The sequence below is a fragment of the Chitinophaga oryzae genome, assembly GCF_012516375.2.
Taxonomy (GTDB): Bacteria; Bacteroidota; Bacteroidia; order Chitinophagales; family Chitinophagaceae; genus Chitinophaga; species Chitinophaga oryzae.
In genome coordinates, this window is the sequence record NZ_CP051204.2 from 6,037,565 (window position 1) to 6,058,176 (window position 20,612).

Annotated in this window: 23 protein-coding genes; 13 read left to right on the forward strand and 10 right to left on the reverse strand. The window is 54.3% G+C overall.

Features of this window, described 5'->3' with window-relative positions; translation table 11 throughout:
- Positions 1-116: 116 nt before the first annotated feature.
- Positions 117-4,139 carry a DEAD/DEAH box helicase gene (locus tag HF324_RS23800; protein WP_168860993.1) on the reverse strand — a complete coding sequence of 1,341 codons (4,023 nt, stop codon included), beginning with the start codon at positions 4,137-4,139 and terminating at the stop codon, positions 117-119.
- 20 nt (positions 4,140-4,159) lie between these two features.
- Positions 4,160-4,918 (reverse strand): DeoR/GlpR family DNA-binding transcription regulator, encoded by a 759-nt coding sequence (locus tag HF324_RS23805; protein ID WP_168860994.1) that lies wholly within the window; start codon positions 4,916-4,918, stop codon positions 4,160-4,162.
- Between the two features lie 55 nt (positions 4,919-4,973).
- On the opposite strand from HF324_RS23805, the gene nudK reads away from it, so the two are divergent.
- The 3 genes from nudK to HF324_RS23820 all read left to right on the forward strand — a co-directional run bounded on the left by nudK (position 4,974) and on the right by HF324_RS23820 (position 6,838).
- A complete protein-coding gene (gene nudK, locus HF324_RS23810; protein ID WP_168805029.1) occupies positions 4,974-5,552 on the forward strand; it encodes a GDP-mannose pyrophosphatase NudK in 579 nt (192 codons plus the stop codon).
- Positions 5,553-5,593: 41 nt separating this feature from the next.
- The gene (locus HF324_RS23815) at positions 5,594-6,388 is read left to right on the forward strand and encodes a helix-turn-helix domain-containing protein (RefSeq protein ID WP_168805031.1); all 795 of its coding nucleotides are present in this window, start codon (positions 5,594-5,596) and stop codon (positions 6,386-6,388) included.
- 78 nt (positions 6,389-6,466) lie between these two features.
- The gene (locus HF324_RS23820; RefSeq protein WP_168805032.1) at positions 6,467-6,838 is read left to right on the forward strand and encodes a VOC family protein; all 372 of its coding nucleotides are present in this window, start codon (positions 6,467-6,469) and stop codon (positions 6,836-6,838) included.
- Between the two features lie 4 nt (positions 6,839-6,842).
- On the opposite strand, the gene HF324_RS23825 is transcribed toward HF324_RS23820, so the two are convergent.
- From HF324_RS23825 to HF324_RS23850, 6 genes are all read right to left on the reverse strand, one after another.
- Positions 6,843-7,421: an NAD(P)H-dependent oxidoreductase gene (locus HF324_RS23825; protein ID WP_168805034.1), complete on the reverse strand. Its 579-nt coding sequence runs from the start codon at positions 7,419-7,421 to the stop codon at positions 6,843-6,845.
- A 45-nt stretch (positions 7,422-7,466) separates the two neighbouring features.
- Positions 7,467-8,018 (reverse strand): Crp/Fnr family transcriptional regulator, encoded by a 552-nt coding sequence (locus HF324_RS23830; RefSeq protein ID WP_168860995.1) that lies wholly within the window; start codon positions 8,016-8,018, stop codon positions 7,467-7,469.
- A gap of 39 nt (positions 8,019-8,057) precedes the next feature.
- Positions 8,058-8,594: an RNA polymerase sigma factor gene (locus tag HF324_RS23835; protein WP_168860996.1), complete on the reverse strand. Its 537-nt coding sequence runs from the start codon at positions 8,592-8,594 to the stop codon at positions 8,058-8,060.
- A gap of 43 nt (positions 8,595-8,637) precedes the next feature.
- The gene (locus HF324_RS23840) at positions 8,638-9,180 is read right to left on the reverse strand and encodes a methylated-DNA--[protein]-cysteine S-methyltransferase (RefSeq protein WP_168805040.1); all 543 of its coding nucleotides are present in this window, start codon (positions 9,178-9,180) and stop codon (positions 8,638-8,640) included.
- A 153-nt stretch (positions 9,181-9,333) separates the two neighbouring features.
- A complete protein-coding gene (locus tag HF324_RS23845; RefSeq protein ID WP_168860997.1) occupies positions 9,334-10,518 on the reverse strand; it encodes a DUF418 domain-containing protein in 1,185 nt (394 codons plus the stop codon).
- A 75-nt stretch (positions 10,519-10,593) separates the two neighbouring features.
- Positions 10,594-11,166, reverse strand: coding sequence for a Crp/Fnr family transcriptional regulator (locus tag HF324_RS23850; protein WP_168860998.1), 573 nt, complete (start codon positions 11,164-11,166; stop codon positions 10,594-10,596).
- Positions 11,167-11,315: 149 nt separating this feature from the next.
- Between HF324_RS23850 and HF324_RS23855 the strand changes: the two genes are divergently transcribed.
- From HF324_RS23855 to HF324_RS23895, 9 genes are all read left to right on the forward strand, one after another.
- Positions 11,316-11,945 carry a hypothetical protein gene (locus HF324_RS23855; RefSeq protein ID WP_168860999.1) on the forward strand — a complete coding sequence of 210 codons (630 nt, stop codon included), beginning with the start codon at positions 11,316-11,318 and terminating at the stop codon, positions 11,943-11,945.
- A gap of 108 nt (positions 11,946-12,053) precedes the next feature.
- The gene (locus HF324_RS23860; RefSeq protein WP_168805048.1) at positions 12,054-12,341 is read left to right on the forward strand and encodes a hypothetical protein; all 288 of its coding nucleotides are present in this window, start codon (positions 12,054-12,056) and stop codon (positions 12,339-12,341) included.
- Positions 12,342-12,363: 22 nt separating this feature from the next.
- Entirely contained in the window at positions 12,364-13,245 is an 882-nt protein-coding gene (locus HF324_RS23865; protein ID WP_168861000.1) for a hypothetical protein, read from the forward strand.
- Position 13,246: 1 nt separating this feature from the next.
- The gene (locus tag HF324_RS23870; protein ID WP_168805052.1) at positions 13,247-13,918 is read left to right on the forward strand and encodes a response regulator transcription factor; all 672 of its coding nucleotides are present in this window, start codon (positions 13,247-13,249) and stop codon (positions 13,916-13,918) included.
- Between the two features lie 2 nt (positions 13,919-13,920).
- The gene (locus HF324_RS23875; protein WP_168861001.1) at positions 13,921-15,231 is read left to right on the forward strand and encodes a sensor histidine kinase; all 1,311 of its coding nucleotides are present in this window, start codon (positions 13,921-13,923) and stop codon (positions 15,229-15,231) included.
- Between the two features lie 98 nt (positions 15,232-15,329).
- The gene (locus tag HF324_RS23880) at positions 15,330-16,223 is read left to right on the forward strand and encodes a GNAT family N-acetyltransferase (protein ID WP_168861002.1); all 894 of its coding nucleotides are present in this window, start codon (positions 15,330-15,332) and stop codon (positions 16,221-16,223) included.
- Between the two features lie 36 nt (positions 16,224-16,259).
- Entirely contained in the window at positions 16,260-17,153 is an 894-nt protein-coding gene (locus HF324_RS23885; RefSeq protein ID WP_168861003.1) for an SH3 domain-containing protein, read from the forward strand.
- The gene (locus HF324_RS23890; RefSeq protein WP_168861004.1) at positions 17,150-17,776 is read left to right on the forward strand and encodes a hypothetical protein; all 627 of its coding nucleotides are present in this window, start codon (positions 17,150-17,152) and stop codon (positions 17,774-17,776) included. Before HF324_RS23885 ends, HF324_RS23890 begins: the two co-directional genes overlap by 4 nt.
- Positions 17,777-17,802: 26 nt before the next feature.
- Complete coding sequence (locus tag HF324_RS23895) at positions 17,803-18,561, forward strand: DUF2314 domain-containing protein (RefSeq protein WP_193114964.1); 759 nt, start codon at positions 17,803-17,805, stop codon at positions 18,559-18,561.
- A 39-nt stretch (positions 18,562-18,600) separates the two neighbouring features.
- Here HF324_RS23895 and HF324_RS23900 read toward each other — a convergent pair whose 3' ends face one another.
- Together HF324_RS23900 and HF324_RS23905 are read right to left on the reverse strand one after the other, a co-directional pair.
- Positions 18,601-19,470 carry an SDR family oxidoreductase gene (locus HF324_RS23900; RefSeq protein ID WP_168861005.1) on the reverse strand — a complete coding sequence of 290 codons (870 nt, stop codon included), beginning with the start codon at positions 19,468-19,470 and terminating at the stop codon, positions 18,601-18,603.
- 131 nt (positions 19,471-19,601) lie between these two features.
- Complete coding sequence (locus HF324_RS23905; protein WP_168805064.1) at positions 19,602-19,874, reverse strand: hypothetical protein; 273 nt, start codon at positions 19,872-19,874, stop codon at positions 19,602-19,604.
- 358 nt (positions 19,875-20,232) lie between these two features.
- On the opposite strand from HF324_RS23905, the gene HF324_RS23910 reads away from it, so the two are divergent.
- Positions 20,233-20,589 carry a hypothetical protein gene (locus HF324_RS23910; RefSeq protein WP_168805066.1) on the forward strand — a complete coding sequence of 119 codons (357 nt, stop codon included), beginning with the start codon at positions 20,233-20,235 and terminating at the stop codon, positions 20,587-20,589.
- Positions 20,590-20,612 lie beyond the last annotated feature (23 nt).

The window sequence follows — 20,612 nt, forward strand, 5'->3', positions numbered from 1 at the left end:
TCAATTACGAATGACGAATTACGAATTACGAATTGAGGGCTCCCTGATAGCACCGGCTACCTAATAACCTTACCATAGAGGGGCTCCTCAATTCGTAATTCGTAATTCGTAATTCGTCATTCGTAATTGATAAGCTCCATCAGCTCCTCCGCGGAGAGGCGGCCGGACTGGTCGCTGCCTTCCAGCAGACGGTCTGCAAGGTCGCGTTTGCTGTTGTGCAGCGCAATGATTTTTTCTTCGATGGTATGTTGCGCCACCAGGCGGTAGATCGTGACCGGCCTGGTTTGCCCGATACGGTGCGCCCTGTCGGACGCCTGTTCTTCGATGGCCGGGTTCCACCACGGGTCCAGGTGCACCACATAATCCGCCGCGGTCAGGTTCAGCCCTACCCCGCCGGCTTTGAGGCTGATAAGGAACAGCTGCCCGCTGCCAGCCTGGAAGTCTCGCACCAGCTGCTCCCGCTGCGGTATCGGCGTAGACCCGTCGAGATACAGGCAGGTAATGCCCCGTTGTCCGAGCGCCGCTTTCACCAGCTCCAGGTGACGCACAAACTGGCTGAACACCAGCGCACGGTGGTTATTGTCAATCAGCTCCTGCACTATCTCCAGGAACACGTTAAGCTTGGAAGAAGTGATACTGCTCTCTCCGTCTACCAGCTGCGGGTGACAGGCGGCCATCCGCAGACGGCTGATCTCCGCCAGCGCTTTCATCTGCCGGCGGCCCAGGTTCTCTTCGGGCACGGCCAGGTTCTCCACGGCCTTGCGGCGTATCGCTTCATAAAACGACATCTCCTCGTAAGACATCTCCACCAGCCGCGTGATCTCCGTTTTGGGCGGCAGCTCCTCCAGTACGGCGGTCTTGGTACGGCGCAGCAGGAAAGGCGCCAGCAACCGCTTCAGGTGCTGCTTTACCGTGCTCTCCGGGTTACGTACGCTGGGGAACACAAACTGTTCGTTGAAATGGTCCAGTGTGCCGAGTAAACCGGGATTGAGGAAATTAAAGAGGTTCCATATCTCGCCCATATGATTTTGTATAGGCGTGCCGGTTAGCATCAGGCGGAAATCCGCCTGTAATGCCATCGCGGCTTTGGATGTTTTGGTCTGATAGTTCTTGATGGTATGCGCTTCGTCCAGCACCGCGGTGCTCCAGTGTACGCCGGCAAACAGCTGCGCGTCCTGTTGCAGAATGCCGTAGGTGGCTATCACCACGTCTAACGCACCGGTATTTTTCAGCTGGGCGGCCCGCTTACCGGGCTGCAGCTGTATAATATGCAGGGACGGCGCAAAACGGCTGAGTTCATTGACCCAGTTAGGCAATACCGACGCTGGGCTGATCACCAGCGCCGGTCCTTCTGCGGCACGGTACAGTAATAACGCGATCGCCTGTACGGTTTTACCAAGGCCCATATCGTCTGCCAGGCAGGCCCCGGCGCCCCATGCCGCCAGGTGCGTCATCCAGCGGAAACCTTCTTCCTGGTAGGGCCGTAAGGTTGTCTGCAGGGTGACCGGTATTTCCGGATGCAGGTCCATCGCGGTATCACGCTTACGGATAAACGCCTGCCAGGCTTCATCTACTTCTGCCTGACCGGCCTGCTGTAACCAGTCGTCCAGCATAGAGGCCGCGAAGCGCGGGATAGCGATCCCCTGCGGCCCCTGCATGGCGATACTCGCCAGTTCGTTGATCCGTTTACGTAAGTCGGCCGTCAGCGACAGGTACTCGCCGTTGTCCAGTGCAAGGAAACGTTTCTTCACGATACGTTTGGTGTCCAGCAGCTCCCGGAAGGTGATCACCAGGTTTTCGTCTACCCGTATTTCAGCATCGCAGAGGAACCAGTGCCCTTTCTCTTTCAGGGACAGCGCCACATGGGAGAAGTTCACCTGGTCTTTCACCTGGTACCGTTCGCCCTCGGGCCATTCGGCACGCACCAGTTCAGGGTAGCTATGTATCAGGTCCAGCAGTTCGAGGCAGTCGGCCGGGTCTTCGAACACCAGCGTGTCTGCCACCAGTTCCTGCGGAACAATCTGTTGTATCATCTCAAGCAGCCGCGTCCCGTTGTTTTTCTCCAGCTCCAGGTTGCGGTTGGCCTGCCAGCGTTCGCCGTTGCTGATGCCGATGATATGGGCCGCGCCTGCGCCAGGCTTGCAATACGGCGGGTCCAGCGTAAACGGTTTCACGAACAAGCCCGCTTTGATACCAGCTCCGAAAGGCAACAGCTGGATGACTATACGCGCATCGCCTTCGCGCTTGCGGATATTGACCGAGCCGTCTCCCAGTTCGGAATGTACCGTCAGGTGAGCGCCGATGCTCTTCAGCACCTGCAGGAGCTTCTCCCTCCCTTCCGCCGGCACTACCGGCACCTGCGACAGTGTCTGCAATACTTTGCGCTGCTGTGGCGAGAGGCGGATGACTTTCAGCCGGGTGGGTGTTTCTTTTACAAACACCAGTTCACTGCTATAATCGTCGATATTGGCAGTAAACGTATATCCTTTACCGTTATAGTTCACCATGAGCTCCGGCTGTCCTTTTACGATTTCCACCGGTACGGTTGGTTCGTCGTCCAGGAACAGGAAGGGGTGGCCAGCCAGTTCTTCCCATACGCGGTTATCGAAAGAATAATTTTCTCCGTCGTGGTTATAGTAATGATCTTTTTGTATCGTGGTGCTGATGCGCTGGTCCTGTTCCGTCATGGCTTCCGCCTTTCCTTCCTTCAGTTTTTTGAGCGGCACGTTTCGGCCGCTGCTCCAGGTGCCGTCGCCGTTGGACGCCTGCACTACCGGTTGCAGCTTGTAATAATTAAAATCCACGAGGTAGATCAGCCGGTGTACCGGCGCAGGTTTCGGCTTGCCGGCAATATCATCCGGCGCCAGCAGCGTGTTGAGCAGCCGCTCCCAGTCGGCCGTAATTTTTATCTGCGATAATACCGGCTCATAGCGCACGGCGGCGCCGGCGGCAGTAAATGCGGACGCATAGCCGGCGTAACCGGCATCGCGGAAAAGGTATAAATATTCGTAGGTAAGTAACCGGTAGTGATGCTCCATGCCCCGGCGCAGCAGTACATCTGCCTGCACGCGGAAAGTGACCAGCAGTTTGCTGCGCGGATGCAGCAGCTGCAGCGCTATCACAGAGAGATAGCTCAGCAGTGGCTGTTCGTTTCTCTCCAGTAACAACAGCAACAGGTTCTCCGCTTTTTCTTTTCTGCCCGCATGCAGGTACAGCAGGCAGACAGCAGGGGTAACCGCCGCAAAAAGTTTCCGTTCATAGGCGGTGAGCAGTTTCTGTACGATCGGATTACTTTTTTCACCGGGCAGCAACGTCAATGTCAGCGCATAATAAAAGGCAAAGAGCGGGGAAACGGGCAGCGTGTTTTTTTTGTCCTCCTGCCGTTGGCGTTTGATACCTTTTTCGAAAGCTGTCAGCGCCGCCGCCGGTTGGCCCTGGTACAGCGTCACCAGCGCTTTGGCAAACAGTTCGTCGGCGGTTGTATCTCCGAAGGCGGTATGCAGATCGCCCTGCAGCAATAGCAGTTCCGGGAAACGGCCGCCGCTGCGTTCCTGCAAAGCCTGGAGTTCCTCCATGGGCGGCAGTTGCAGCAGGTGGTATTTTACCGCAAACGAAAAAATGCTGTCCACGGCGGTTTCGGAGAACAGTTTCAGCAGTCCGTCATAAGCCGGGAAAAACAACAGGTAAGATATCCACGGCTGATATTCCGCCAGCTCCATCTCCATCCTGCGGATGGGCGGCGCCAGCAGGTAACGGTCGCCGGTAAACCATGCCACCAGCAACTGCTGCAGGTCCTGCAACCGCGCGTTGACAGAATAGAACGCGTGGACGGCACGGCCGGTGCGGTCTGCCACCGGTTGATAATCGGGCCGTACAATGTTGGCAGGCAACAGCTGAAAGCTCAGTGCCGGCGGCAGGCTGTAATGTCCGTTGACATTCATCTGCAGCAGTTCCTGCTCCCGCAGGTCCAGCAGCATGTCTTCCAGCTCCGGCCGCGACGGGGAAGTGAGTAAACGGACCGCATCAAACAAGGTGTGTTTGTCTAACGGGTAAAGATATATGGAGAGCACGTCCATGACCAGCCGCACCGAATCGGGCTGGGACTGGTAACGTTGCAAATACCAGGCGTCGTTGATCATACCGCCAAAAATAGCGCATTTCAACTAATGACAGAGACGCCTTTGGCTTTGAACTGCGCTGCTGTGGAAGCCGGCAGCTGCCGGTCTGTAATGAGGTGATCGAACAGGGTGAGCGGCGCGTATTTGAGGTAGCTGTCTTTTCCTATTTTGCCGGAGTCGCACAACAGGTACACGATGTCTGCCTGCGTGGCCATGGCTTTGCTGATGGAAGCTTCTTTTTCGCTGAAGGCTGTCAGCCCGTTTTTCACCGACAGCCCGTCGGTGCCAATGAAAGCTTTTACCCCGCGATAGCTGTCGATATGCTGTAATGCACGTTGCCCGTGCATGGCTTTACGTTCCTTGTCCACCTCCCCGCCGATGAGATTGACCGTGATCTGGTCACAGTCCATAAAAGCCGCCAGCACCGGGAGCGAGTTGGTGATCACCCGCAGCGGCCCTGTCTTCCGCAGGTGTTCGCACATGGCGAATACGGTGCTGCCGCAATCGAGGAAAATGGTGTCTCCCGGCTTCACCTGTGCGGCCGCCAGCCGGCCGATGTACTGCTTACGCTCCTGCCCTGTGCCGGCCTTGTCGGTAAAAGCGGTGAACGGATGCAGCGCCGGCGCTTTCATGGCGCCGCCATGGGTGCGTACCAACAGCCCTTCTTCCGCCAGCTGCTGCAGATCGCGCCGGATGGTGATCGCTGAAATGCCCAATGCGTCTGCTATTTCCTGTACTTCCCTGGTATCGTGCTGATCAAGCAGTCTCAATATTTTTTGCTTACGCTCCGGAAATCCCATTTTTTTATCTATTTTTGATCAAAACAATCAAATTCGATCAAATATAATCATTTTTATGACACCCAGAATAAAAATCATTGAAACATCGGTCCTGTCCAACAACTGGTATACGCTAAAAAAAATAACCTATGACTACCGGAAGAGAAACGGCGACTGGGAGCAGCAGTCGCGCGAAGCCTATGACCGGGGCAACGGAGCGGTGGTCCTGTTGTACAACAAAGCGCAGCAGACGGTGGTCCTCACGCGCCAGTTCCGGATGCCGACCTATCTCAACGGCAACGACGACGGTATGCTGATAGAAGCCTGCGCCGGCCTGCTGGACAAAAGTAACCCGGAAGACTGCATCCGCCGGGAGGCTGAAGAAGAGACAGGCTACCGCATTACGGACGTGCAGAAAATATTTGAAGCGTACATGTCGCCCGGCTCTGTGACGGAGATTCTGTATTTCTTTGTGGCATCTTACGACAACACGATGAAAATAAATGACGGCGGGGGACTGGAAGACGAACAGGAAGAGATCGAAGTGCTGGAAATACCTTTTAAAAAAGCGCTGGAGATGGTGGCCGACGGCCGCATCCGCGACGCCAAAACGATCATGCTGCTGCAGTATGCACAATTACACCAGTTGCTCTGACTTTCTTACCTTTAGGATGCCGGCATCAAACGGCCCGTTCCATGCATTACCAGACCATACGGCCATCGGCCCGGTTTCGCAGCATAGTGAGATTCTACTGGGTACTGGAGAGTGACCGGCCTTACACCCATCACTCCATGGCAGACATGTGCCCGGAACTGCTGTTTCACTACCATGGCCTGTTTGATGAGCTGCTGCCCAACGGCGGAAGGGACGTTTCGTTTTCTGCCGGTATCCACGGCCAGAGCCAGACCACCCGTAAGTTCCATATCAACAGCGGCTTCGGCATGTTCGGGGTTTATCTTTATCCGCAGGCGATTCCACTGCTTTTTAACATGCCGGCCAGCGAGATGACCAACCAGATGCCGGACCTGCACACTTTACTGGCACGGACAGGCCTACAGCTGGAAGAAAAAATGGCGCTCGCCATCAGCCATGCGCAAAGGGTTTCCATACTGGAAACATTTTTGGAACAGCGGTTGTCCCGGCAGGACAATGTACAACCGCCGGTCTTCCGCGCTATACAGACGATCATTGAAACCCAGGGCATGGCGCCGGTAAAACAACTGGCGCAGGACCACTACCTGTCTACCCGGCAGTTTGAAAGACAGTTCCGGCACTATGCCGGCTTCAGCCCCAAAATGTTTTCGCGTATCGCACGCTTCCACGCGGCCATCCGGCGATACGGCCCCAACGCACCGTCACTCACACAGATAGCGCTGGATTGTGGTTATTACGACCAGTCGCATTTCATCCATGATTTCAGGGAGTTCTCCGGCGAACACCCGAAAGCCTTTTTCTCCGGCCGTTCCGGCGCCACTGCCTGGATGGATTAAAATGTCGCGTTTTTCCAATTTTGACAACACCGCTCCTACTAGCTTCGCAGTATTGTTTCACTTTTAACAGCTATTATTATGAAGATTCCAGCAGGGCATCATGCCGCTATGCCTTATCTCATGCTCGAAAATGCACGTGACTTCCAGGCCTTTGTGGAGGCAGTGTTTCCGGCCACGCTCAGCCACATGAGTTTTCACGACGACAAACTGGTCCGCCATGCGGAATTTCAGATCGGCGACAGCACCATTATGTTCTGTAATGCCCGCGACAAATGGACAGCACAGCCGGGCCAGGTGTTCATTTATGTGGACGATGCCGACAGCAGCTACCAGGCTGCGCTCGGCCACGGAGCCACCAGCGTGATGGAGTTGAGTGATCAGCCCTATGGCAGGACCTGCGGGGTAAAAGATCCGTGTGGCAACACCTGGTGGATTACCTCGGTAAAATAACGGCCTAGCATAAACGTTGCCCGAGGGTTTTCACTTTCTGCAGGCCTTTTTCTTTACCTCCCGGTTTGATGTGTTTAATAGGGGCTATGTAAGTAGTCCCTGTTATTTTGAGTCCGCAGAAACGCAGTATCTGGCTGCGGACAGCCCGCACGCCGGTAGCCTGGTAATACAGGTTATGGAACCAGACGGGCGTGTCCATGGTACAGATGAGGCGGGATGTTTTGCCTTTTAGTTTCTTATCGATCAGCATACTGTTTTCCCGGTAGCTGAAGGCCAGTCCCGGTAGGAAAAGCCGGTCAAAAAAACCTTTCATGAGCGCGGGCAGGGAACCCCACCACACGGGGAACACCCATACAATATGCTGAGCCGCTTTAATTTTCTCCCAGGCATCCAGCAGGTCCGGTTCCAGCTCCATTCTTTTGCGGTAACCGTAGCGCAGGTTGGGATCGAACTGCAGCGAGCCGAGGTGTATCTCCGTCACGTCGGCGCCGGCTTGCAGCGCGCCGGTTTTATAGGCTTCCTGTAGTTGCGTGTTGTAGCTTTCACGGTCAGGGTGACCGTTGATGATCAATATCTTTTTCATGCCTGCAAAGCTAGCGGCAGCGCGGCTGCCCGCACTGAACAAATGTTAACTTTTACGCAGGCGGCTCAGGTGCTGCGGCGTGATGCCGAGGTAAGAAGCGAGGTATTGCAGGGGTACCTGTTGAATCATGCGCGGGTGCTGGCGCACCATTTCCTCGTAACGTTCTTTGGCGGTGTACTGTTGAAAAGAGCGGATACGCTGTTCCATCATCACAAATTCCTGTTCCCCGAACACACGGCCGGTATTGGCCCAGCGGATATTTTCTTCGTATAGCCGGTAGAGGTCATCGCGGTCCAGCACCTGCAGTTCACATTCCGTGATAGCCTGCATATTCTCAAATGCCGGCGCTCCGGTGATAAGGCTGGCATAAGCCGTTACCAGTTGCCCTTCAAACATAATACAGTCGGTAATCTCCTCTCCGTTATCCTTTACATAAAAAGAGCGCAGGATACCTTTACTGAGAAAAGCCAGCTGCCGGCATACCTGCCCTTCGCGGATAAAATAATCTTGTTTTTCCAGCCGTACGGTTTTCATCAGTGGTTGCAGCTGGTCCAGGTCTTCCTGCGTGAGTGGTGAATGACGGAAAATATTCATCATACCCAAAGTTCTGTTTTTTTGGGGTGATAAAGAAGCCGGCTATTTCTCCAGGGCTGCTTTCCGCAGCTGTTGCAGGCATTTATATTTCTGGTTGTCCGCGGTATGTTTGTTTTTCCAGCCCATCTTCCGCGCCAGCAGCGCCATAGGTTGCCGGGAATAAAAGAGCGCTTTCAACACGTGTTTACAGTTGTCCGTTATGCGGGCCAGCCATCCCTGGACCCGGGCAGTAGCGGGCGGGTCGGGGAAGAGATCGGGCATGCCTGCTTCTTCCGGGATGGCCTCCGCTCCCGGCAGCAGCAGGCGGTTGTCCCGCAGGCGTTTAGTCCAGCAGTTGCGGGCAATGGCGTAGAGGTATGTCTTTAGCGAGGCTGTCAGCCTAAAATCCGGGGATTGTATTTTCTGCACCAGTACCAGCATCACTTCCTGGAAAACATCTTCCGCATCGGCCGGATGGCCGTTGTGTTGCTGCACATAGGCGGTCACCATAGGGAAATATACCTGGTAGATAACTGCCGTGGCGTGGCGGTCGCCTGCTTTCAGTTGAAGGATCAGTTCCTGGTCGGTGAAGGTGGTCATAAAAACAATTTATTCAGCCATTGATACCATAAAAGCTGAAAGATCACCCAATATTATTTAATTTTTTTTGATGACGGCTTTCGTGGGCCAGTAGCCACTCTTTGCGCCATATCCCGCCGCCGTAGCCGGTCAGGTGGCCGTTTCCCGCCACGATGCGGTGGCAGGGCACGATGACGGAGATGCGGTTCATGCCGTTGGCGTGACCGACGGCGCGTACGGCGTCGGGGCGTTGCAGCAGCGTGGCCTGTTGTTTATAGCTTCGCACATCGCCGTAGGGGACGGTCAGCAGCAGCCGCCATACCGCCTGCTGGAAGTCCGTTCCCGGCATATGCAACGGCACGGTAAAAGTATGCAGTTCACCGGCGAAGTAGGCCTCCAGCTCCTGTTGCAACAGGCTGAAATGGGGGTGTGTTCCTTCCGTGACGGTTGCTTTGAGCAGTCTGCGGAGGCCGGCCCATTGTGCTTCCAGGATTTTCCGTTCAGTGAATTCGAGCAGGCAGACGCCTTCGTCGGTAGCGCCGGCAATCATCATGCCCAGTGGCGTTTCTACCCGGGATTGATATATGGTGCGATGGTTTCCTTTCATGTGTGGTCGTGCCGGGGATTTTTACCGGAACTTTAAAATATCGGGTGATGAGCCGATAAATCGAAATATCGGGCTTTTAGCCGATATGTGAAAATACAAAAAGCCCCCTGCCGATCGTGCAGCAGGGGGCCACGGTCAAACACAGGGATGTTTTTATTCCGCTTTTACCGCATAGGCTTTACCGTAAGTCAGTTTTCGCCATATCCATTCCACCGGTCCGAAGCGGAAGTGGTCCATCCACCAGGAACTGACGGCGAGTTGAAGTCCCAGCACGAGCACCCATATGAGCAGGTACATGGGAGGGTGGGCATACGCATACAGTCCGCCGCCGAAACTGTAGAATATGCATACACAGATAACAGATTGCAGGAGATAGTTGGTCGCCGCCATCCGCCCGGCGGCCTGGAAAGGCCGCAGCCACCGCTGCCATCGGGCATGTTGCAGCAGGCGGGCGAGGGTGGCGATATAAAACAGCCCGATAAGGGGGCTTGCGATGCAGGTGTCCAGCATCATCATGTTGCCGCCCGCCGGCGTGGTGGGGCCGTCGCCGCCGATGAGGGCCACCGCGATCACCAGGGGCCAGCCGATGAGGGCACTCCGGGTTTGTACCTGGCGGACCAGCGCCGCATGCGCGTCCGGTTGGCGGAAGATGCCTTTTTTGCCGGCGCAGGCGCCCAGCAGGAACATCGCCAGCATCATCGGCGTCTCCATCAGGTAGCCGGCACGGGCTATCACCAGGTCGGACGCGTTCTGCTGCCACAGCTGGTGTAGCGTGCCCGTGCGGTATACTTCGATTGCCTGGTAACCCGCATCCGTATACGAAAAGCTGTCTTTGTAGAAACCGGGCCCGATGAGGGTACCCGCCGCCACATACAGGAGCACCGGCACTACGAGCAGGCCGATAGCCCATTTCAGCAGGGCCGGCGGGGACATCTTCCGGAAAAAGAGCAGCAGTATGCCCAGCAGGCTGTAGCAACACAGCACGTCGCCAAACCAGATAAAGTGAGCGTGTATCCAGCCGATGCCCAGCAGCACCAGCAGGCGGCGGAGGAACAGCCGCACCGGCGGCAGTCCTTTTCTCTCCGCGCTTTGCAGGAAGAGAATAAAACCAAGGCCGAACAGGAAGGAGAACATGGAAACGAACTTGCCTTCCGCGAAAAAACTGATCAGCTGCTCCGCCAGTTTGCCGGAGGCGCCGGGCCAGTATGCGGAGGGTTTCATATAGAGGGCGGGGAAAGCGAAAAGGCCCATGTTTACCAGGAGGATACCTGCCAGGGCCACGCCCCTGATGGCGTCCAGCGCGTCTATACGGCGGCTGGCGGGTGTGAACGGCTGCATAAAATAATCCGGTTTTATTGGATGCAGCAAAATTGAAGTATGGCGTCCAGCCGCCATTTGACATATGTCAAATAATTATCCTTTTGCGCGGATGCGGCTCAGGGTTTCGAGGGTGATCCCCAGGTAGGAAGCGATATGGCCCAGCTGTACCTGCCGTACGATCTCCGGATAGCGGGCCACCAGCTGTTCGTACCGCTCTTTCGCCGTAGCGAACTGCAGGCTGGCCAGTCGTTCTTCCAGCCAGATGGCATATGCCTCCATGCTCAGCGTCCATACTTTTTCAAACACCGGGAAGCGTTCCCGCAGCCGGTCCATTTTCTCCACCGACACCACTTCCACGAGGCTGTCTTCCAGCACTTCGAACGACTCCGGGCTGGGCGTCAGGCGGGTGGCGCTTTCCAGTGACAGTACCACGTCGCCGGCAAAACAAAAAGAGGTCGTGACTTCACGGCCGTCTTTCAGGTAAAATCCTCTGACGGCGCCGGAAAGCAGGATGTAGGTATGCCGGCAGATCTGCCCCTGTTCCAGCAGCAGATCACCTTTTTTAAACTTTTTTTCCTGTGCCGCCTCATCATAGGCGTCGCGCAGGGCCTCGTCCTGAAAAGCAGCCGTGAGTATTTCTTCGATAATAGCCTCCTGGTATTTCATGGCTACAAGGTACGGAATTCCGCTCCTGTAAGCGCTGTATCAGCATGATCACAGAAATATCAGACAGCCGTTCCGTTTTTCATCTTCGCTTCATCTTGCCCCGCTACTTTTGGTGACATATCATTCAAACACCTGAAAAACCGTTTATTATGAAATCTACAATCTTGTTCCTCGCAGCGTTCACTTTTTCCGGAGCAGTTTTTGCACAAACGGCAGCCGTAAAGGCTGGCGGCAGTATGAACACCAGGGTGCAAGCCGGCCAGGCGCAAACGACAGCCGGCGGTAGCGGGAGCGCCACCCTGTCAGGACCGGCCGGCAACAGCGCCGGGGTGAGCACCAACCCATCCGCGGCGGCGGCAGCGACCGGCCAGGGGACGGCCACTCACCAACAGGAGATAACAATCCCTGCTGCGTCCGTGGAAAATGCAGCTGTACAAACCGCCGGTAGCGTGCAAACGACGATGCAGCAGGGAGTGCAGGCCGCAACAACGGCGGTCGCCACACCCGTGGAGGCAACCGGCAGGCAGGCGATACAAGCCGGTATCAGCGTGATGGATGCACAGGCAACCGTACAGGCTACGGCGCGGCAAACACTGAAGACCGGCACAGTAACCATACCTTCCGGTGCACCGGCAGCGGCCGGGCAAACGCTGAAAGCCGGTACAGGCGTCATTAACGCGGCATCCGGCATCAACGCTGCCACCCGGCCGGCGGTAAAAGTGGCGCCGGTGCGCGTCAATACGAAAATCACAGGCGGCGCAGGCCTGGGCATATTGTAATTTCAAAAGAAAAAGCAGAATTTTGCCGGCAACACAACGGCGAAATTCTGCCCCCGTTCCGTTCATATGGTAAGACTGTTCATATCTGCATCCCTGCTAATGTCTGTCATGGCATTGCTGCAGCCTCACAAAGGCTACGGCTATGGATACGGGTATGTCAGTACAGCTAACCATATGGGCGCATCAGCAGACAGCGTTCCGCCGGCGCACATGCCGGCAGATAAACCTGTTGAAAAACCAGTAACACCATCGGTGGTCCCGGAAGTAAAACTGCCGGAAATAAAGGAAGTGCCTAAATCCAGGCGCGGCATCAAACCGATGGCTATTCCTTCTCCATTGCCTGTCCAACCAATCAGGATTATTAAACCAAAAATCATTGTCCGAAAGCTGATCTGACGGGTAATAACATTGATATAACATGAGATATGCACTAATACTGGCCCTACTGACAGGGCTGTGCCATAGCTCCGTGCAGGCGCAGGACACCGCGCAAACAAACGCACGGACGGCGCCAGCAGACACTGTTGCCACTAAAAAAACAACCTTCACCCTGGGCGCCCTGTATGCCAGCAACGCCAGCTATTACGGGCAGACAGCCGCCACCGCCCTGCCCTATCTGGCCGCCAGCGGCGTGGTACAGTTTCCCTTCGGCCTGTACTTCAGCGGCACGGCCTACCGCCTGCTGCAGGACTCAGCCAACACCGTTTCGGCCACCAGCGCCACCGTAGGGTTCAACATCCCGATAGGAAAAAAACTAACCGCCACCCTGGCCTACAGCCACACCTTCTACCCCGCTTCCTCACAGTTCCTGCAGGCCGCCAACCCGGACAACGCCTCGGCTGAACTGAAATACGCCTACTGGCTGACCAGCGGCATCCAGGCAGACTACGCATTCGGTAAAACGCAGGACCTGTTTCTCACCTTCAACACCGGGAAACAGATCACCCTCGGCAGCATCGCCCGAAACAAAGACCTGATCACACTGACGCCTGCCATAGACATCGTGGCCGGCACCCAACGCTTCTACCGGAGCTATGTGGAAGAAAAATACCTGCAGCTCAGCAAACTGGGACTGCCACTGCCACTACTGCCCGGTATACCGGCTGGCCGGCAGACAGTAACGGAAGAAGCCTCCAGCTTCGATCTCCTGTCGTACAATCTCAAAGTGCCGCTGGCCTACAACCGCGCACACTACATGGTGGAAGTGGAATACCAGCTGTCCCTGCTGAGCGACAAAGCCCTCAGCGGCGCCGGCGAAACCCGCTCTTTTTTGAATTGCAGCTTTTATTACCAGTTCTGATATGAAGGTGTTAATCATCGAAGATGAAAAATCCATGGCCGCCGAAATGGAAGCCTTCCTGAAAAAGGCCTACCGCTGCGACCTCGTGGCATCTGCCCGCCAGGCCATAGACCGGCTGGAAGACACTACCTACGACTTCGTATTGCTGGACCTCGGCCTGCCGGACATGGACGGGCTGCAACTGCTGCAACAGGCCAGGAAACTATGCCCGGAAGCAGCCTGCATCATCCTCACCGCCCGCGGGCAGCTGGAAGACCGTATCAAAGGCCTCGACCTGGGGGCGGACGACTACCTGCCCAAACCCTTTTCCCTGCTGGAACTGCAGTCCCGTATGCAGGCCATCTCCCGCAGGAAATTCGGACTGCAGGACGTACTGGTGCCGCTGGGCGATTTTAACGTGGACCTGCAAAAGAGAAACGTCTATTTCGAACAAACAGAAATAACCCTTTCCCGCAAAGAGTTCGACCTGCTGAGTTATATGCTGCTGCATAAAAACAGGCCGCTCTCACGCATGCAGCTCAGCGACCATATCTGGGGCGATCTGGCAGATGATGAGTACGACTCCAACTATATCGACGTGCATATCAAAAATATCCGGAGGAAACTGTCCGCCTACGCGGCGGTGGACTGGCTGCAGACCATCCGCCATGTGGGCTATAAAATAAAGATCTGAGCGTGAAACTGTTTACCAAACTGACATTATTCATCACCCTGTCAAAAATGGCGGTAGCATTGCTGTTTGTACTGCTGCTGCCGGTATTGACAGAAGACATCGCGCATCAGTACAACGACTACTATCTCCGGGAACAAAAGAAAAAAGTGCTGCAGGTAATACGCCAAAACGGCATCGACGCCTACCTGCAGGGGGAAGAAACCTACGGCAGCTATACCATGCTGAAAGAAGAATATATCTCGCTGGAACCTGCCGGCAAAACCATCCGGCCGGACACGATCGCCACCGTGCAACGTGTGGTGGAAGGCGACACCCTCACCTACCGCGTGCTGACACACATCCTGCAAGCCGGCCACCGTGACTTCCTGCTTGAAGTAGGTAAAAAAACAACTACCATCAGTCAATACAACCGTCCCTTACAGCGCATGGCCCTCTATGTGCTCGGCGGCCTTATCGTCATTACCATCCTCATCGACCTGGTATTTACACGCCTGCTGCTGAAACCTCTCGGCGTTATCATCCAGACAAGGCTGCTTCACCGACGCTTCCCCTTCAGGGAACAAGCCCCTCCGGTGAAAACATCCACCACCGACTTTCAATACCTCGACGATTCGCTCGTAGAGCTGATGGATAAAATCAACGAAGCTTTCGAAAAAGAACGGGAATTCACCTCCAACGCATCGCACGAACTGATGACACCTGTCAGCATCCTGCAAACAAAAATGGAGAACCTCCTCGAAGAAAGGGAAACAGACGAAGCGCTCCAGCAGAAAATACAGGGGATGATGAAAACACTGAAACGCCTGAAAAAAATCGTGCACTCCCTGCTGCTGATCTCCCGCATAGAAAACGACCAGTTCCCTAAAAATGATCAGCTCTCTCCCCTGCAGCTGGTGACCGACGTGATGGAGGAGCTGTCTCACCGCCTGGAAGAAAAAAAACTCCGCTTTTCGATGCAGCTGTCATCGAAGACCATATTGCACCATCTCAACCAGGACCTGATCTTCCAGCTGGTATACAACCTGCTGCAGAATGCCATCAAATACAACCGGGAAAACGGCAGCATTACCGTCACCGACGAAACCCGTCCTGACGCCTACCTCCTGGTAATCGCTGACACCGGCGTCGGTATCCCGGCACGGGATGTAGATACTATTTTCCGCCGCTTCCGGAAAATACAGCGGGGCACCACAGAAGGCTACGGGCTGGGCCTTTCTATTGCCCATACCATCGCGCAGTACCATCACATAAACATCAGCGTAACAACGGCGGTAGACCAGGGCAGTACCTTCACGCTGCGGTTTCCTTTATAACAGCTTTCGGCAGAAAAACGGGATGTCCAGCCGCCCGGCCTGTTTGCTTTATATTCCCTATCTTCGCCGGCAATGACCTGAAATTGTGCGTTAACGACATGAAATACGACATCAAGGGGAAAACGTATTCCTATATTGCTGGCATCAAAGACAATAACCCCGTCCGGCTTAGTTTTGATCAGCTCTCTGTACATACTTTCCGCCTCAGCTTCGAGCCGTGGTACCAGGCAGGCTATTGGGACGATTCCTGCGTTCCCCACGTGCTGCTCGATGGCGATACGGTTGTTGCCAACGCAACGGTCAATATCCTCCGGGTACGCTGGCAGGGCCAAGAAAAAACCTGGCTGCAGCTGGGCACCGTCATGACACATCCCGACTACCGCCACCAGGGCCTCTCCCGTTGGCTGATGGATAAAATATTCGAAGAATGGGCTGGTAAATACGACGCCATGGTGCTGTTTGCCAACAAACGCGTGCTCGGCTTCTATCCGAAATTCGGGTTCATACCGGCCGGCGAATACCAGTACCATACCCGGCAGCTGTCGCCCCAAACAGGCAAAGTACGCCGGCTGGACATGGACAACGCGGCCGACAGGGAACTGCTCCTGCAGAAATATGCACAGTCCAACCCGTTCGCCGCACTGACAGTGACCGCCCCCGCCGGCCTGCTGATGTTCTATTGTACACAGTTCATGAAGACAAGCGTGTACTACCTGGAAGAAACAGCTGTGATCGCAGTGGTGGAACACGAAGGAGGCGTGATGACCTGTCATGATATTTTTGGAGAAACCAGCCATTCGTTACCGCTCCTTTTGTCTGTGCTGATGGAGAAAGACACCCGACAGGTGGTACTTGGTTTCACACCGGCGGATGTTACCGGCTTCACCATGCTGCCGTTGAAGACAGAAGACCTCACGCTTTTTGTACTGAACGGCAAAGAGAACATTTTCGCCGGCCATCAGCTGATGATACCTACTTTGGCACATACTTAATCACACATATCCCATAGAAAAAGAATCCGTTTATTTATGAAAAAGCTTTTATTGTTTTTATTCGTTTGTATCTCCCATCAACTGTTTGCGCAGGAGGAACCCAATTTCCCGGACATGCGCAGCTGGTCGATTTACCTGAGCGGCAACGACTCCATCGACCGGTACATTTTTTCCGACACCGCCTATATAAGGGTGTCTCCCGATACCAAACAGTCCCCCATCGACACACTGATGGCCGGCGATAACATCACGGTGACCGGTATGACCGCCCAAAGCCTCACCATCCGCGGCCTGCAGGGCCCGTGGCTGAAAATCGGCTACCGTAAAAACGGGGAATACCGGAGCGGGTACATCTGGCAGGGCCTTGTCAGCTGCGCCCCGTTGCGCCGCGGCGATCTCAAATTCGTATATGGCATTGAACGCAGGGCCGACAGCATCGCGGTATCCGGCAATAAAAGAGACACCTTTCCCAAATACCTGGTACGACTAAAAGTGGTGCAGAACGGCATACTGCTCGCCAAAGCGGCGCAGATCATCGGCGATGATGAAACCGCCAACTTCAGCGATGGCAAAATCATGAGCGGCATGGGCCTCACCAACGTACAACACATAGTAGTGCTCACTTTCACCGGCGCGGCCTGCGGCATTCCCACGGACGAATATTATTTCGCATGGACCAAAGACGGCCAGCTGCAACAGCTCCTGACCAAAACCAATATCGGCGATGCCGATGCGTACTATCATTCCGAGGAATTCATATTCCCCAATGAAAAGAACGGGCAACCGGATATGATCGCCTGGAACATGGAAGAAGCTGAAGCCACCGATAAAGTGGACAAAAACGGCATGAACATCATGAAAGTGACCGCGAAGAAAAGTAAACGTTACGCGTGGGATGGCGAAAACAAAAAAATCACCGAAGCAAAATGACCACACACAAACCAGCACCCGATTGGTACGCCCCTTTCGCGGCATACGACAAAACCGCCTACTTCCACAACATTCACCCCGTGGAGTGGCGCGCCCAGTTACAATCTTCCAGCGGCGGACGGTTGTTCCACATAAAATATTACGGGGAACTGTTTAACTGGGAAGTGAAACAGGAACCGCGTCATCTCGAACTGCACGAGAAACACTACGGTAAAAATTTCAACGGCCTCATCACCAATACCGATGAAGCGCCCGAGCTGATCTATGCTGTAGACATCAGCACCGGTGAAGAAATCCTGTTGTTCGACGGCGCCCGCCAGGGTCACGATAATTATTTCTGTAACGAATGGACGCCCGAACAGCTGAACAACCGGCCAATCACGCGGACCTACACGGATGCTGCCGGCAACAGCATTTTCGAAATTGTATTGCACGCCTTTTTTAATATAGATTACGAAGACGAACTCGACACCTTCCTCAATGAAGATGGTGAACTCCGGCTGATCACCGGCGAAAAAACAGATCTGGCCCACCTGCAACGTAACGGCTTTGATGCTTTTGCCATCGATGCCTATACCGAACAGGGAGAATTTGTATCCATTCACAGCGCCGAACTGGCCTGACACATTAACCTGAAAAAACAGTAATCATGTCCGACAAAATTTTCTTCGCCAAAGGAGACAGCCCCGAAATGATCGACGCTTTTGCTAAAGCGCAAGCCACCTTCAAATACTTCTGGCGGGAGCTCTCCTGGGAACATCGCCGCATCATCCCGGGCCTGAACGTAGCCTGCGTGAAAGTAGCCTTCTCCCAGCAACTCCCCGGCGATAGCGAACCCACCGTTGAACACATGTGGATCAACGATATCCATTTTGATGGCGATACCATCTTCGGTACCCTGATCAACGACCCGAACGAGCTGACCAACGTGAGCAACGGTGATGAAATCAGCATTCCGTTAACGCAGATCAGCGACTGGCTGTTTGCCATCAACGACCGCACCTACGGCGGTTTCACCATCCAGGCCATGCGCGCCGGCATGACCGAAGAAGAAAGACAGGAACACGACGAAGCATGGGGCCTCGAATTCGGCGACTACAACAACATCCTCGTTGTAAACAACCAGGAAGAGAATCCGGAAAACCTGATCGAACATCCCATGAGCCGCAACATGCAACAGAGCTTTGTGGATTTCCTGCAACAAAATCCGGATGAACTGAATGCAAAAGATGAAGCAGGCTATACGCTGCTGCATAAAGAAACCATCGCCGGAAACCTCACCACCGTGCAGGTATTACTGCAACAAGGCGCCAACGCGGCCGAGCGGACTACCGGCGGCAAAACGGCACTGGATTTCGCCAAACAGCTGAACTGGGAACACCTGGTCCCCGTGCTGGAAGGAAAATAAATCACAACAAAGGCAGCAGTTGACCTGCTGCCTTTGTTGTCATAGGAACAAGGCTTTGTGGTCCTCCACAAACTGTTCAAAACGAATGGCAGCATGTCCTGTCACCTCCTGCACCGCCTTGCTCACTACCGCCGCTTCTCCCCTGGCATAATGCGCGTAGTCTTCTATCAGTCCGCCTACCTGCCATTCCGGGAACCCCGCTGCCCGTACGGCCCCTTCCATCTGCTCCGGACTCACATCCACAAATTTCACCGGTTTGCGCAGCACACGGGTGAAGATGTCTGCCATCTCGTAATGGGTCACGGCTTCTCCCCCGGTGATATCATAAATTTTGTTCTCATGCCCCTGCGTTGTTAAGGCATGTGCGGCTACCGCGGCAATATCCCGCACATCTACCGCGCTGATAGCGGCGTTTCCCACAGCGGCGTAAAACTGTCCTTCGTCTTTAATGTAGTCTTTAAACGCCAGCAGTCCCTGCATGTACAGGTTGGGGCGCAGGAAAGTATAAGTCAGGTCCAGTTCCCGGATCCTGTTTTCCACCCGCGCATGGTAGCGTAAAAAACGGACCGGAGACTGTTCCGCTGCCGCAAACTGCGACAGTTTAACGATATGTTGTACGCCGGCAGCATGTGCGGCTACTGCGAAGTTGAGCTGTAATGTTTCCGCCTGTTCGGAGGAGTTGGTGAGCAGGAAAGCTTTTTCTATCCCCCGCAATGCTTTGCCTACCGCTTTTTCATCTGCGAGGTCGGCAATGATGATTTCTGCCTCCGGGATGCTTTTTAGGTATTGGTTGCTATCGTCGCCGCGGACGATCGCTTTGAAAGGTACATGCGCTGCCGACAGTCTTTTTACCAGTTGAGTGCCCACGTTACCGGTGGCGCCGGTGATAAGTATTTTTGCCTGTGTCATAAAACGTATTTTTTGTTTTTGTTTGATGACACAAAGATGGTTCACTGTCACGGCCTGAAATTGTAAGAAAACGAAAATGGGGAAAGGAAGAAAAAGGGGCCTGCACTGTGGCCGGCCCCTATCGTTAATAATTAGTTGCAAGGTCCCACCCAGAACCAGGATGGGCTAAAGCTAGGCCAAACGTTTTGGTTAGTTTGCGTAGCCTGATAGAGACCGTTTGCATAAACCACGCGCTGTCCGGGATAATACGTGAAACCAAAGAAAAACGGTTGAACTCCTGCGCAGGAAACAAACACTTTGGGTTTAAATGCGGCAGGACGGGCAGGAGCTTTCTTGTCAGTGGCATTTACATTAGCCAAAAAGAGGGTGGAACACAACAATAATAAGGATAACTTGATTTTCATGGAATTTTGTTTTTTAATGTGTCACGAATGTAAAAGGGAGTAGTGTAGTTTTATAGCAGTTGTTTTATGAATTTATCAAGCGGGTAAAAATTTTTTATTCGCAGATACCGATACAACGAAAGGATACCGGGTGAAACATCTTCAGGCAGAGGCAGTAACCTTCACTATGTCCTGACAGCGCCTTCCGAAAAGGCCAATACGTAGCGTTTCATCCACGTTTCTTACACTGACGCACAGTCCGCTGCTCCGCGCTGACTGCGCTTACTTCTCCCTATTGACAAGCACTTGCTCACGCCCACGTTCTTTTGGAATACATTTTTCATAGTAACTGTTGGAAAACCGAATAACCATCTCACCCATGATGTCAGGAACTGTTTTATGGCTACAGGGCATTTATCTGGTGCTCACAGGCCTATGGCCTATCATACATTATGCATCCTTTGAGAAAGTCACCGGCGGGAAAACGGATGTCTGGCTGGTAAAAACTACCGGCGGCGTTTTAACCGTGACCGGTTGCGCGTTGCTGGCGGCAGCCAACAGCAGCTACCAGGCAGAACTGCCGGTCGTGGTCATCGGTATGGGCAATGCGCTGGCACTGCTGATAGCAGATGCCTGGTACACAGCGCGCCGCGTCATCCTGCCGGTATACCTGGCAGATGCTGCCATGCAGTTCGCATGGCTGTTGATGTGGTATATCGGGTTCTTTGTCGGTTAACCTCTGCTTAAATCCAATAATAT